The organism is Pseudoalteromonas sp. B62 (assembly GCF_037162565.1).
GTDB lineage: Bacteria > Pseudomonadota > Gammaproteobacteria > Enterobacterales > Alteromonadaceae > Pseudoalteromonas > Pseudoalteromonas fuliginea.
Genome location: NZ_JARLVB010000002.1, coordinates 1,635,454 through 1,649,856, shown reverse-complemented (window position 1 = coordinate 1,649,856; position 14,403 = coordinate 1,635,454). Strand labels below are relative to the sequence as shown.

Below are 14,403 nucleotides of genomic sequence, written 5' to 3'. Positions count from 1 at the left end.
AATTTCAGCGCTCTAAGCTAATCTCTCTCACATTATGATTGGTTTTAACACGTTATCAGGAAAATAGAATGCGTAGACTCCCTCCAGTATTACTTGAAGATGGTTGTTCAAGAGAACTTTTATCATTAATTCGAACAATTTTAGCAGCATGTAAAGAAATTTCGTTTCGCGTTGGTCAAGGCGCGCTTTCTGGCGTATTAGGCTCAACCCTTGATGAAAACATTCAAGGTGAAACTCAAAAAAAGCTCGATGTATTATCTAATCAGCTGTTAAAAGATATTTTACTGGAATCAGGTACGGTTAAAGCAATCGCCTCTGAAGAAGAAGACTACACAGTAGCAGGTAACCCAGATGCTAAATTTATAGTGGCATTTGACCCACTCGATGGCTCGTCAAATACCGATATTAACTCACTTGTGGGTACTATATTTTCTATTATGGAAGCGCCTGAAGGTTCTGATGCCGCTGATGAAAGCATTTTTATGCAGCCAGGCCACAAGCAAGTTGCAGCAGGTTACGTACTTTACGGGCCATCAACAATGCTTGCGCTGACTACAGGTAAAGGCACGCGCATGTTTACTCTTGATAAAACACAAGGCAGCTTTTACTTACACAAGATTTTGCTGATATTCCTGCTGATACAAACGAATTTGCCATTAATACGTCTAACCAACGCCATTGGCAACCAGCTATGCAAAACTACATCAATGATTTGCTAGCAGGTGATACAGGCCCGCGCGCTAAAAACTTTAATATGCGCTGGATTGCAGCAATGGTGGGCGATGTGCATCGCGTGCTTAGCCGTGGCGGTTTATTTACTTACCCTACCGACACCAAAGATCCTAAAAAGCCAAATAAATTACGCCTACTTTACGAAGCAAATCCAATGGCTATGTTAGTAGAGCAAGCTGGCGGTATCGCTTCCACCGGTACCGAGCGTATTATGGATATTCAGCCTGATGCAATCCACCAGCGAGTAGCTGTTATTTTAGGTTCTAAAAACGAAGTAGAAACGTGCTTGGGATATCATAAATAATCGCTTAAAACGATTGTTCTCAATTTAAAAACCGCATTCAATTGAAGTGCGGTTTTTTTGTAGGTGAGGTTTTACACCTCGCTTTTAAACTCCAAAACAACATTACATGAGCGCGAAGTAAATTCGCACCTACGGGGTTGGTGTATGTTGTAGGTGAGGTTTTATACCTCGCTTTTTGGCACCCAAGCCACGTTACATGAGCGCGAAATAAATTCGCACCTACAGGGTTGGTGTATGTTGTAGGTGAGGTTTTATACCTCGCTTTTTGGCACCCAAGCCACGTTACATGAGCGCGAAATAAATTCGCACCTACAGGTCTATGCCCCATGTTGTAGGTGAGGTTTACACCTCGCTTTTTAAACACCAAAGCCACATTACATGAGCGCGAAATAAATTCGCACCTACGGGGTTGGCGTTTGTTGTAGGTGAGGTTTTACACCTCGCTTTTTAAACACCCAAGCCACATTACATGAGCGCGAAATAAATTCGCACCTACGGGGTTGGCGTTTGTTGTAGGTGAGGTTTTACACCTCGCTTTTTGGCACCCAAGCCACGTTACATGAGCGCGAAATAAATTCGCACCTACGGGGTTGGCGTTTGTTGTAGGTGAGGTTTTACACCTCGCTTTTTAAACAAATCAAACTTTTACTAACGCAGCTATTTGAGCAAGCTTTTGATGATTAAGCTCTCCCATTTGCTCGCTATTACTGAGCGCATAAATAAAACCTTCATGCTCAGTACAATCAATATCATCTCGCGATTCAATTACGTTTGCCCAAAGCTCTAAATCATCTAAGTCTATTTCGTTACTTAAACAGCGTTTAAGCACATCAATTAAAACCTCGGTTGAGAGAGTATAGTGAGTTTTATTGCTATCAGCAGGGCTTGAAACGATAACCGATATAGCTTCATCTCTTTGCTCACCAAACGTAATAAATTCAGCTAATGCTTTTTGTGTATTCATAATATTTGTTATTCTTGGCTCACTGTTACTAAAAAGAATTATAATGACTGAACTTAACTGCACTCAATGCCACAGTACTTTAACGTGTAATGTAGACGATATATCAGCGTGTTGGTGCAATGAGCTGCCAGCTATTTTACCGCTTGATACCACAGCAACAAGTTGTTTATGCCGCAAGTGCACGCTTAATAAAATAAATATTTTTTTAGAGGGGATTTATACACAGCCTATTAAAACCCAAATAAACTTTGCAAAGCAATTTAGAGGTAACGACAATTTAATTGAAGGGCTCGATTACACCATGCAAAGTGGTTACATGATATTTAGTAAGTGGTTTTTTTAAAGCGCGGTTCGTGTTGTAAAAACGGTTGTAAAAATTGCCCGTACGGTTATAAAAAATAAAGCGAAAAGCTGCGCTTTTAACGTGAGCAAGCTCTACGTCTACAGCTAATCTTTACTCGGTGTTAAATTTATCTGTAGATGAGCAGGTTGCAGGCGGGACTAACGAAGCTTGTAAATTAAACCGCAAAGCTGCGCTTTTAACGTGAGCAAGCTCTACGTCTACAGCTAATCTTTACTCGGTGTTAAATTTATCTGTAGATGAGTAGATTGCAGGCGGGGCTAGCAAAACTTGTAAATTAAACCGCAAAGCTGCGCTTTTAACGTGAGCAAGCTCTACGTCTACAGCTGGTTTATGTCTCGTTCGTAGCAATTGGAAACGAATCACTTGCGCCCCATTCACTCCACGAGCCATCGTAAACACTTAAATTACTGTAACCACATTCAGCAGCAAATAGCGCTAAAGCACAGGCTGTAATACCTGAGCCACAGCTAAATTGTAACTGCTGCGCATCACCAATTACGTCACTAAATATCGCTTTAATTTCAGAAAGTGGTTTGGCTTCACCGTCATCTAGTAAATTCATTAAAGGCAACGAGCGACTATTAGGAATGTGCCCGCTATGTATACCTTTACGAGGTTCACTTTCTTCACCAGTAAAACGTTTATAAGCACGTGCATCAAGCAATAAAGTATTAGGATCATCTATTGCGTTAAGCACTTGTTGGCTATTAATAAAATACTCAGAATTATAGTTTGCCGTAAAATCACCTTTACCTGACGCCTCGCTATAACTTTGTTGTACGTCGTAGCCGTACTCCAACCACTTTTTAAGACCACCGCTGAGTATTTTAACATTGTGATGCCCCATAACTTTAAACATCCACCATGCTCTTGCTGCGCTAAATAAACCGCCATCTTCGTATACAACTATAAACGCATCTTTATTTACGCCTGCATTTTGCATAACGCTGGTAAATTGCTGTGCGCTGCACATTGTACTTGGTAGCGGGTTTGACCTATCAGCCAACTCGTTTTTTATGTCAAAACGTTTAGCGTTAGGCAGCACTACTTGCGGCGAATAAGTACCCAAAACACCTGGGCGCAGCATACCTGCATCAAATATCACTAATGCAGGATTATTAAGTTGCTCGTGTAATTGCAGGCAGGAGATAAGGTTTTTCATGATTTATTTCGTGTTATTTATTTTATCTAATACGTTTCTTAACATTGTACTCGACGTATGAGATGTATACGAAAAGTAACATATCTCTACATTAAACTTTGCAAAGTCAGCTTCAATCTTTTGCCACTTTTCAGTGCCCTTCCAGTCATCACCAACAAACATTTTATCAAACTTTAAATTGTTCCACGCTTCTTCTTTATCATAATTAACCTGCGGCACAACTTCGTCAACAAACTTAATTGCTTCAACTATTTCCATGCGTTCTTGAAAGGGAATTACTGGCTTTTTATTTTTAGCTGACTGGCTTAACTCATCCGTTGTTATACCTACAATTAGGTAATCACACTCTAATTTTGCTCTTTTAAGAATATTTAAATGACCAATATGAAATAAGTCAAAAACACCCGTTGTATATCCAATTTTTTTCATTTAACAAACCTAGTTTATTATTTTTAAGTTTAAAAAATCCTTTTATAAAATATAGTAACGTCCAGTTAGCCTAGTTATTTTCAATTACGTACTCAACAATTCTTTGGCTCGCTTTGCCGTCTAACTTGCCCGCGAGTTTTTCCGATAAAGCCAACCTAGTATTAGCTCATAGCTTAGTTCTTAAGGAACACAGACCGTGTGACTTCCTATCTTAAAACGGCAAATATCATTGTTTTTCTCAATGCTTTGCCGCTTACAATTTACCGCTAGTAGCTCAAATACACGATGTATCTTATGGCTGCACCGTGTTTGTTCTATGCAATCCAGAATATCATCCAACCAAAGATAACTGCACTTACTCGCTCTAAATGTCGAGATCGCACACTTAAACATACCCGCTGCACTATGGCAGATAAAACGCTTGATAAGTGTTTGCAGTATGCTCAGCCAAACCAATGATTCGGCAATATGAGGATCTCGTGTGATGAACCCTTTAAGGTTATTCCATGACTTTAGTTCTTTGAAAAACAACTCAATTTGCCAACGAGTTGCATATATATCGAGTAGTTCGTCAAAGCTAAACTGTGCCTCTTTTAAATTAGTAACAAGGAAAACGGGGCGCTTTTCATTCGGTAAATAGATAAGCCTGTACTCGGGCCCATTTTTCTTCCAACGTACTGTTAATTCAAGTGGTTGGCTTGCGAATTTATCGAGTAACGTTTTGATTTTAATGTTCTTTTCTTTAAGTTCTATACCCGCGCAATAAGCTGATGTAACGATTGGGTTAATGTTTTTATTTGCTCTGATCAAAAAATATCCGCCATCTTGAGCTACTTGCTCAAAGTAATCTAAGTCAAAATACCCAGCATCAGCAAGTAATAACGTATCTTCAAGTGTGTGGCTACCTGGTAAAAAGGCGCGCTCAGTTTCAACATCAGGACGAATATCTATTTCGCAGGGTTGTTCATTAAATAGGTCATAGGTAACGTGCAACTCAATTGCGGCAGGACTTACAGCAGTAAAACGACCAGCAAAAACCTGCGCTAATTCATCATGTAGAGCAAATGAAGAACCATCTTGCAATAACACTCGCTGTATTCCTCGCTGGGTAAAAAGGTTTTATCCAGCGTGTTTACAGTCAATTTAGACATCGCTTGAATAACGAGCTCACGGACAAGCTCAGTCAAGGCTGGTTTTCGAATTTGATTATGAAAGGGTTTATAACTTATCGTGCAATCAGCCTGCGTTCGCAAGTTTTGATGGATATCTGACAAGTTAGCGTCTTGCAGGCAAGATAAGCTTTTAAATACGGCTTTGAGCAGAGAAACGATCGACAGGCAACGGTGTCGAACTTGAAATCCAGAGGTTTTTGCAAGCTCAATGAGGTGTTTTTCTGAGATAAGGGCTTTTAATTGGTTTGAAACTTGGTTAATCTGCATGTGAACTCTGTTTTTAGTCATGTTTTTATTGGCGTAACTATTTGATCATTAACAGAGTTCAACTTCAAGTTTTCTTAAGATCCAACCTATGAGTATTAGCTAACTTTTCTGGTTTAGCTAATTGTTCTACAACTAATTTTTTTAGATTTTTATATTTGCTAGCATGCACCGCAATATTTGCGTATTCCCCGTAATCTCGGTCCATACGTTTTTTAAAACGAAAAGAAAAAATTCCTTTATAGCTCCATCTCAACTTTAAAAAATCACACCAAATAACCGGCTTATTTAATAGTGCAAATTCAAATAAAGCTGACGATGCATCACTAATCAACAAGTCGGCTTTGTCTAAAAAAGGCACCAGAGAATAATCCTCAACCTTAGCCAAATAAACATTTGGGAAAGTAGACCAGTGATTTAGCAGCGCTAAATGGCATTTATACTTTTCTTTACTAATCGAAAAATAATGAGGCTTTATTAAAATATTGTAATCACTAAAATGTTCAGGCCAGTTTTCAGGAAACAGTTCTAAGCTACTTGGATAAAATGTTGGCGCATACAAAATGGTCTGCTTTTTGTCACTAAAGCCTTCTAATGAGAGTGCTCCATCAATTTCTTCATTATTAAAAATAGGATCTAATTTACAAAAACCTACATCAATAAACGTATCATCAGGGTACATACTCTGTAAGCGGCTTAATCTGTATTCACCTTCCACAAAACGTACAGTCATAGCTTGGCTAGATTTAGTGTAATAACTTGATTTAGGGCCGATCCCATGTCCAAGTTGAGCACTTTTAGATACCTTATGTAAACGTTCTAGATGGCAAAATGAGTTAGCAAAAAATACCCAATCAGATTTTTCTTGCTCGTAGTAATCAATAGCTTGTAGCTGATTTTCAACCCATATATGTTCTAAATTGTAGTTATCTATAACACCTTGAATCAAATCCTGATGACTATTTTTATAAAAAACAAACTGACTTTTAATGCCTTTTTCGCATAACTTTTTAAATACTGGAATGTACTGAGGAAGGTAATAAAGGCTTTGAGTGTCAAAAATTATATTCATAGTATCGCCACAGTTGTTTTCTTTATATTCTACATTGAAAGCCACATAACAAAAACCAAGGTACCTATATTTTTATTATTCCACCACGTAGTGGTGCCATTTTTGAAAGTATTTTATTTTGCACGTTATAACTAATATTTTGCTCATTCATTGCGTTAACGAGTAAATCGACCACATGATTAAAGTCTTTTTCCGATATATTCATACCCGTATGAATAGCAATCATAGAATCGCCCCTGTACTCACATGGGCCTTCAAATAACATACACATATGGGAAATAAAACCATCACGAAAATGCGTAATATTAGCGTGTTCAAAGTAATGAAATACTTGCTCGTCGTTACCTATTTGATAGATAAAACTATCAACAAGCTTAGCTATACCTACTTTTCCATCTAACTGCTGATAAAGCGACAGTGCAGGTTTATTTGCACAACCTACTAATAACCCTGCGCATAATAAAAATACGGCTATATTTTGCATCACCAATACCCTGTTACCGAAAAATACCAACCAGTTTGAGCATTAGCACCGGCAATGCGTCCTAAGTCTAAATAAGCCGCTGTTATACTCACGTACTTATTTGGTATCCAAGCCACAAATACATCTTTCCAATCTTGTTCGCCTAAATTAAGGTTATTCGCTTTTTGACGATACTCAACACCTACGGCCAATTCACGGCTTAAAAAAAGTGCAGTACTGCCTTCAAACAACACCCTAGTACTGTCGCTTTCACCACCATAGCCTAGCAAGCCTAATTCGTTTGCTTCGCTGTAGCGTGCCGTTAAGTTCCAAAACCAGTTGTAACCTGCAATCGCGCCTAAATGTAATTTACTGGCCGCTAAATAAAAATCGGTTCCACTGGTACTTTTCGCGCCAACTAACTGTGCAATAGAACCATCATCCAGTGATTTATGTAAAATGCCTGCACTTAATTGTGGCCACTCACTGTAAACAATATCCCCATATAAACGAACTTTAACGCCGCTAATATTTTGCTCTATCTGCGCATTGAATGCTGGTACATCAAATTGCTGTATTGCGTAACTAAATTCAACACGATTAAACAAGTTTAACTGGGCACCGCATACATCAAGAGTGTAATCGGTTACATCTGCCCGGCTACAAAAGCCATTTATCGAAAACTCATCATCACTGGCATAACCAGCTAGTTGCGCCCAAGGTACAATGCCTCCACCCGCATTGCCTTCAATTTGAGACACACCAGGAGTAGCAAGCAGTTTTCCACTGCTGGCTACACACGGTAAACTCATTAAACAAAGGGCAACTACGCTCCAATATTTAATGTGATACATAATGATCTAAAAGCCATTCTTCAAGTAATTCAGCTTTTAACGGTCTACTTAAATAATAGCCTTGTGCATGATCGCATTGCATATTTTTAAGCAACTCTAAAGACCCCAATGTTTCGACCCCTTCAGCAACAACAGAAAATCCTAATTGATGACCTAACGTAATCGAAGACTGCACAATAAACTGATCTTTTTGTGACTCATCAAGTTTTAAAATAAAACACTTATCTAATTTTAACTCATCAATAGGTAGCATTTTTAAGCGCCCAAGTGACGTTTGCCCTACGCCGTAATCGTCTAGTGATATTTTAACGCCAATTGCCTTTAAGTTTTCGAGTGCTTTAATACCTTTCTCTTCATTTTCGATCATATCGCGCTCGGTAAGTTCAATCGTAATCAACTTAGGGTCTACTTTATGTTTTTCAAGCGTACTGACCAAAGCTGAATGAAATCCCGAAAAGGCAATATCTTGCGCCGATACATTAATAGCGGCTTGTAACTCAATGCCTTTTGATTGCCAGTTAGCTACCTGTGCAACAACGGTATTAACCACCCACGCGGTTAGCTCAACAATAAGCCCCGACTGCTCAGCTAAATCAATAAATAGCTCTGGATTAACCCAGCTACCATCCTTTCGTTGCCAGCGTATAAGCGACTCAACTTTATCGATTTTTTGCGTTTTCATATGCAACTTAGGCTGATAGGTCATAAATAACTGGCCATCATCGTCAATAATTGCTTGTTTTAACTCATCAAGCATTATCAAGCGCTCTAAATGCGCCTCATCTTCGCCACTTTGATAATAATGAATACTTTCATGATCGCTTGCAGCACTGTCGACAGCAATCAATACACGGCGCATTAAATCATCGCTAGTAATACCTTGCGCTGGGTATTGCACAATACCGGCACTAAATCGTAAATTAATTTTTAACTTTTGAATGGTATAGCAAGCCTGTAACTGCATCATTAAGCCATCAATGCCACTTTTTAGCTCTTGTGCTGCAGTTGCTGGGAATACCGTTAAAAATTCATCGCCGCCAATTCGCGCATGAAAACCACCTAGCTCATCAGAAAACTCACTTATACGACTTGCTACCGCTTTTAAACAGTCATCCCCAACACGAGGGCCTAACTTATCGTTTATGTGTCGCAAACCCTTAATATCAATAGCAACAAGTGTGTATTCATTCGTTGCATCTAATTCATCCCCCAACACATCTAGCATTGCTGAACGATTATAAAACCCTGTAAGGGAGTCATGGCGAGCCTGAAAACTAATTTGTTTCTCACGTTCATTAATATCGTTACCCATGCTATTAAATGCATCAACTAGGGTCGTTATTTCTGTACTTTGTTTTTTTCCTTTAAATTCGAAACTATAGTTACCTTGTGCAAATTGCCTAGCAATAACAGCGAGTTGAGATAAAGGAGTAGTAAGGTTGTTTGCTAATAAGCTACTTGTTATAACACCTACAAACATGGTTAAAATAGCCAATATCATTAATGTAAAAAATAGCTTTTCAAAATCACTGTAACTTTGCGTTAAATCAGCACTGAGTAAAATAACAATTGGGTGAGAAAGTAGCGACGGTAAATCAATATCACGATTGCGATACACTAAATATTCACCAAAAAAGCGTGATGTGGTTAACGTATTAAAATAGTTCACAGGTTCAAAAGGGGTTGGACGTTTAACTAAAGAGCTAATAACTAAATTATCCGCACTGCCTATAAAGCTTACATCCATACCTGTTAAGCTTTTAAGCTCGGCGGCCACTTCGTTATTTATTTTAAATCCAACTAAACTATAAGCAACTGTACGTGGCGCCTTAACGGGAAGTAAAATCACTTGGTAAAGTTCGTTATTTAAAACAACAAAACTAGATTGCTCCGAAGTACTTAATAATTCTTTCATTAGCGGCTGTAAATCGTGCCCGTAAATATCTTCGCTGGTATTAGCCGAAATTAATTTACCCGACAAATCAATTAACAACATTAGCTCGGCGTTTATACGCTGACTATGGTTAAATAATACGCTGCTTATTGTACCGGCGTCTCGTGTAGCAACAGCTTGTTTAAAGCCAAAGTCAGAGGTAAGTACTTTAGCGGCGGTTAATAATAGGCTCTCTTTTGACTTTAAGTATTGCTTGTATACACTTTGGGCAACGCTTATATCTTGGTTAACTTTTTCTTCTTGGAATTTACTCGTAGACCACCAAAAACTAAATAAGCTAACCACAGTGGTTAATAACACTAAGCCAACGCAGAGTATGGTTATACGGTTTTTTAAACTATTAGTCATTTTGGGCCTTAAATTTACTGCCAAATGTATTTCGAAGCTCTGGGACCGAAGTATTTATGGTTACTAAAAGCTGAGTTTGAGAATTAATAGTAATTATTTTTTTATTCTCCAATGCGGCACGCTGAAGAGGATGCCATACAGTCACCTCAGAAGAAGTGGCTGGCAAAGTAACACGCCCTCTTTCATCTGTTTTATAAACAAGATGATTATCTGCCACATAAATATAGCCAATCATAGAGTCATGAATATTGCATCCTAAAACAACCACACCGGGCTTATCAAATACAATAGGGTCTTTTGGTTGCCCTGAATATAATTTTAGCTGAAAAGGCTTGGCTTGTGAAAAAGAATACACATGATGGCGAATATTATCGCTATTAGGAAAATTTACTTGCTGCCCCTTTTGAACAATTAATAATTCAGGTGAAAATTGCTTATTAACTTGATCCATTGTCGCAACCGTCTTTGATGTAAAAGCAGACTTTATATTATTTTGATTTAGCTCAACCACCGCATCAGGTAATGCTTGCCCATGTTGGTCTTGTATAACTAAATCAATATTTGCGCTCAAAGCAAAATGGCTAAAAAACAAACCTATCGCTAAAAAACAACGATTTTTTGCAATTTTTTGCAATGCTCGCTCTAACATAACAACACCAAACTATTAACGTTAAGCTAAGTTAATTAGAGACGAGCACTAATTGCAAGAATTATAGCCCAGTAACCACAAATAAAGACCGAGTAACTAGGTTAAGCCATCCTTTAGTCGTGTTATTTTACAATCAATCCGTATTCAGCATCTAAAATAGCAATTACTTCTTGGCGAGGATCGCTAGGTATAACAATATCTTTGCCAACAATTTTACTCGCAATACCTACATAGGTATTTGACACTTCAAGCATGACTGATTCTGGTAAAATATAATCTTTAGCAAGTTGTTCACGTTCACTCATACGGTCTTTATTTAATAATACATCGCTTTCTGGCACATTATTAATTAGTAACTGGCGAAAGCCTTCTTTAGAGTTTTCAACAATTTTGCCATCGCGATAAGCGGCTTCATCCCAAATACGTGACGAATCAGGTGTACCTACTTCATCAATATAAATAAGTTGCTGCGCGCCATTTAAATCTTCCACATAACCAAACTCAAATTTTGTATCCACAAAAATTTGATCAAGCTTTGCAAGCTCATCGCTAATTAACCTAAAGCCTTCAACTAGCAGTTTTTCGTACTTAGTTACATCATCTGCCGACTTAAAGTTAAATACATCTAAGTTATTAGTAATGTTAGCACGCGTGATATTTACATCATCAACAGGTGGGATGTCGGCAACGCCTTCAATAATACCTTTTGTTGAGGGCGTAATTAAAACGTTATCAAGCTTTTGGTTTGCTTTTAAGCCTTCTGGTAAATCAATACCACAAAAATTACGCACGCCTTTTGCGTAATCGCGCCACATGCTGCCTGTAATGTATTGGCGTGCAATCGCTTCTACTTTTACTGTACTGGCTTTGCGCACAATCCATACGTAAGGATGCGGAATATCAACAATATGGTTACCTGCAAGGCCTGCTTGATCAAATAATTTAAACCAATGCGATGCAACCGAGTTAAGGGCGATCCCTTTACCTGGCACGCCATTTAACCCGTTTTCGCCTTGCCAAATACAATCAAACGCCGAAATTCGGTCTGAAATAACCATAATTGCAAGCTCAGTGCCTGCAGGTACTTTATAGCCTTTGTCGCTAATTAATCGCGCGCTGTCTTCATCTGTTAGCCAATAAACTGAACGAACCTTACCGCTATGTACTTCACCTTTGGTACGAATGGGTAAATCATCGTTTACATCTAAAACTTTATAGCTAGTCATGCTATCTCCGGGGTTAGGGATGCTCTTTGAGCAAAGTATGGTATGGGGTTATGTGAGCTGTATAATAATCTAGCCAACCCTAAAGCTCAATCGGATGCTTAAAACAAATAAAGGCACATATTTATATGCTCGTTGGGATAAGGTAAACTTTACGGGTAGGCTAAATAACCTGAACTCTGGATAGTAAATCAATCTTAAGCAGTTATTTTCAACACTAACTGCGTTGAATTCACTTGCAATAGGCCCACTATTGACGCGTAAATTCGCCTTGTTTGCATTTAAAAATTTTGACTAACAAAAAGCAACTTTAATTATATTTACAGGTCAACCTCTTAGTTAGTTTCTTAACCCGAGTTTTATCTTCGTCAGATTTATACAGGTATACATTTAATGATCAGCCTAAAAAACGTTACTTTTAAATGGCATAAAAACGATAAAAAACCGACTCTAAGGATTGCAGAGCTGGCTGTAAAAAAAGGCGAACGTATTTTTTTATATGGCCCAAGCGGTTCAGGAAAATCTACTTTATTAGCCTTACTTACGGGAATTAATACAGCCACCAGCGGTGATGTGTATATTTTAAATCAATGCCTAAACACACAAAGTAATACCAAGCGCGATGCATTTAGAGCCGACCATATTGGCACCATTTTTCAAAACTTTAATTTATTACCTTATTTAACACCTATCGAAAATGTCATTTTAGGGTGTCAATTTTCTAAAGTACGGCAAAGCCAAGCACTTAAACACGCCACAACATTACACAAAGAAGCTGAGCGCTTATTAAACGCACTTGGCTTAATTGAGCAATACCATCATAAAAACGTAGCACAGCTCAGTATTGGCCAACAACAACGTGTTGCAGCAGCCCGTGCTTTTATTGGTAACCCTGAGCTAATAATAGCTGACGAGCCAACATCAGCACTTGATGCAAATAACCGCGAAAGCTTTATAACGTTATTATTTGAACAGGCATTGCATTTAAACAGCACCTTAATATTTGTAAGTCATGACGAAAGCTTAAAACCGTTATTCGATCGCTCAATAGATTTAACCCATTTGCAGGAGCAAATATGATCCTTGCTAAACTGGCTTATAAAAGCTTATTAAATCGTCGTGCCAGCGTATTTTTAACACTGTTTACTATTGCAATTAGCGTTATGTTATTGCTAAGTATTGAGCGTGTAAGAGTTGATGCAAAAAGTAGCTTTAGTAATACTATTTCGAGCACTGATTTAATTGTGGGCGCACGCACTGGTGATATTCAATTATTACTTGCGTCGGTATTTAGAATTGGCCATACCAACAACGGCGTAAGCTGGCAAAGTTATGAATATATAACCAATCAGCGAGGCGTAAAATGGAGCATACCTATAAGCCTAGGCGATAGCCATAAAGGCCAAGCTGTACTTGGCACTACTCTTGACTACTTTGAACATTACCGCTTTGCTAAAAAACAAAACTTAAGCTTTAACCAAGGCCATCCATTTTTAAATATTAACGAGGTTGTACTGGGGAGCAGCGTAGCTAACAAATTAGGTTATAAACTTGGCGATCATATCGTTATATCCCACGGTATGGGCAATACTAGCTTTCATCATCATGACGACAACCCATTTAAAGTTGTCGGTATTTTAAACCCCACCGGCACACCTGTTGATAAAACGTTACACATACCGCTTGCCTCTATCGATTTAATACATGCCAGAGCTAGCACTAAACATGACGAACATGACGAACATGACGAACATGACGAACATGACGAACATGACGAACATGACGAACATGACGAACATGACGAACATGACGAACATGACGAACATGACGAACATGACGAACATGACGAACATGACGAACATGACGATCTTATAGGACATCCAAAACAAATCACTGCATTTTTAATGGGTTTTAAATCACCGCTATACACATTGCAAATTAGGCGCAATATAAATCAATATAAGCAAGAAGCATTGCTTGGTATTATGCCCACCGTAACACTGAAAGAATTATGGCAAATGCTCGCCATAGTAGAAAAAACACTGCAACTATTTTCCGCAATCGTCGTACTTGTTAGCTTACTAGGCATGCTAACCACACTGCTTGCAAACCTAAGTCAACGTCGCCGTGAGCTTGCTATATTACGTTCGGTAGGTGCCCGCCCTTGGCAATTATTCACACTTATAAGCATAGAGTCACTGTTAACTACTTTATTAGGTTGCTTAGTTGGCTGTGCATTATTTTATTTAGTTATGTATTTAGGTGCCGGCTACCTACAAAGCCATGCAGGTATTAGCGTAAATATAGCGATGCTCTCTTACTATGAACTCACATTAATAGGCGTTATTATGGTAGCTGGTTTTATTATTGGTTTAGTGCCTGCCACACGCGCTTACTTTTATTCTCTCAGCGATGGCATGAGTATAAAAACATAATTTTTAGGTATCCC

13 protein-coding genes and 2 pseudogenes are annotated in these 14,403 nt (G+C 38.5%); 4 read left to right on the top strand and 11 right to left on the bottom strand.

Annotated features, from left to right (window positions below; all coding sequences use genetic code 11):
* The first annotated feature begins 68 nt into the window (after positions 1 to 68).
* Positions 69 to 1,036, top strand: a pseudogene (locus P4S71_RS11920) (class 1 fructose-bisphosphatase).
* A 637-nt stretch (positions 1,037 to 1,673) separates the two neighbouring features.
* On the opposite strand, the gene P4S71_RS11915 reads toward P4S71_RS11920, so the two are convergent.
* Positions 1,674 to 2,000 (bottom strand): hypothetical protein, encoded by a 327-nt coding sequence (locus P4S71_RS11915; protein WP_337150744.1) that lies wholly within the window; start codon positions 1,998 to 2,000, stop codon positions 1,674 to 1,676.
* A 43-nt stretch (positions 2,001 to 2,043) separates the two neighbouring features.
* Between P4S71_RS11915 and P4S71_RS11910 the strand changes: the two are divergent.
* Positions 2,044 to 2,402, top strand: a pseudogene (locus P4S71_RS11910) (DUF5522 domain-containing protein).
* A gap of 290 nt (positions 2,403 to 2,692) precedes the next feature.
* Here P4S71_RS11910 and P4S71_RS11905 read toward each other — a convergent pair.
* From P4S71_RS11905 to P4S71_RS11860, 10 genes are all read right to left on the bottom strand, one after another.
* Positions 2,693 to 3,526, bottom strand: a complete 834-nt coding sequence (locus P4S71_RS11905) for a sulfurtransferase (RefSeq protein WP_337150743.1) — start codon at positions 3,524 to 3,526, stop codon at positions 2,693 to 2,695.
* Between the two features lie 3 nt (positions 3,527 to 3,529).
* Positions 3,530 to 3,955 carry an adenylyltransferase/cytidyltransferase family protein gene (locus tag P4S71_RS11900; protein WP_007376780.1) on the bottom strand — a complete coding sequence of 142 codons (426 nt, stop codon included), beginning with the start codon at positions 3,953 to 3,955 and terminating at the stop codon, positions 3,530 to 3,532.
* 180 nt (positions 3,956 to 4,135) lie between these two features.
* Positions 4,136 to 5,044 carry an IS4 family transposase gene (locus P4S71_RS11895; RefSeq protein ID WP_337119403.1) on the bottom strand — a complete coding sequence of 303 codons (909 nt, stop codon included), beginning with the start codon at positions 5,042 to 5,044 and terminating at the stop codon, positions 4,136 to 4,138.
* A complete protein-coding gene (locus tag P4S71_RS11890) occupies positions 4,999 to 5,394 on the bottom strand; it encodes a hypothetical protein (protein WP_337150742.1) in 396 nt (131 codons plus the stop codon). Before P4S71_RS11890 ends, P4S71_RS11895 begins: the two co-directional genes overlap by 46 nt.
* Positions 5,395 to 5,458: 64 nt before the next feature.
* Positions 5,459 to 6,463 carry a CDP-glycerol glycerophosphotransferase family protein gene (locus tag P4S71_RS11885; RefSeq protein WP_337150741.1) on the bottom strand — a complete coding sequence of 335 codons (1,005 nt, stop codon included), beginning with the start codon at positions 6,461 to 6,463 and terminating at the stop codon, positions 5,459 to 5,461.
* Between the two features lie 64 nt (positions 6,464 to 6,527).
* Positions 6,528 to 6,947, bottom strand: a complete 420-nt coding sequence (locus P4S71_RS11880; RefSeq protein WP_149614386.1) for a group I truncated hemoglobin — start codon at positions 6,945 to 6,947, stop codon at positions 6,528 to 6,530.
* Positions 6,947 to 7,780 (bottom strand): DUF3034 family protein, encoded by an 834-nt coding sequence (locus tag P4S71_RS11875; protein WP_337150740.1) that lies wholly within the window; start codon positions 7,778 to 7,780, stop codon positions 6,947 to 6,949. Before P4S71_RS11875 ends, P4S71_RS11880 begins: the two co-directional genes overlap by 1 nt.
* On the bottom strand, positions 7,767 to 10,082 hold the full coding sequence (locus P4S71_RS11870; protein WP_008137361.1) for a bifunctional diguanylate cyclase/phosphodiesterase: 2,316 nt from the start codon (positions 10,080 to 10,082) through the stop codon (positions 7,767 to 7,769). Before P4S71_RS11870 ends, P4S71_RS11875 begins: the two co-directional genes overlap by 14 nt.
* Positions 10,075 to 10,731 (bottom strand): methylamine utilization protein, encoded by a 657-nt coding sequence (locus tag P4S71_RS11865; protein WP_337150739.1) that lies wholly within the window; start codon positions 10,729 to 10,731, stop codon positions 10,075 to 10,077. Before P4S71_RS11865 ends, P4S71_RS11870 begins: the two co-directional genes overlap by 8 nt.
* Positions 10,732 to 10,853: 122 nt before the next feature.
* Entirely contained in the window at positions 10,854 to 11,957 is a 1,104-nt protein-coding gene (locus P4S71_RS11860) for a phosphoribosylaminoimidazolesuccinocarboxamide synthase (protein WP_337150738.1), read from the bottom strand.
* Positions 11,958 to 12,347: 390 nt separating this feature from the next.
* Here P4S71_RS11860 and P4S71_RS11855 point away from each other — a divergent pair, with 390 nt between their 5' ends.
* The gene (locus P4S71_RS11855; RefSeq protein ID WP_149606516.1) at positions 12,348 to 13,034 is read left to right on the top strand and encodes an ABC transporter ATP-binding protein; all 687 of its coding nucleotides are present in this window, start codon (positions 12,348 to 12,350) and stop codon (positions 13,032 to 13,034) included.
* Positions 13,031 to 14,389 (top strand): ABC transporter permease, encoded by a 1,359-nt coding sequence (locus P4S71_RS11850; protein ID WP_337150737.1) that lies wholly within the window; start codon positions 13,031 to 13,033, stop codon positions 14,387 to 14,389. The genes P4S71_RS11855 and P4S71_RS11850 overlap by 4 nt, the downstream gene beginning before the upstream one ends.
* Positions 14,390 to 14,403: the final 14 nt, after the last annotated feature.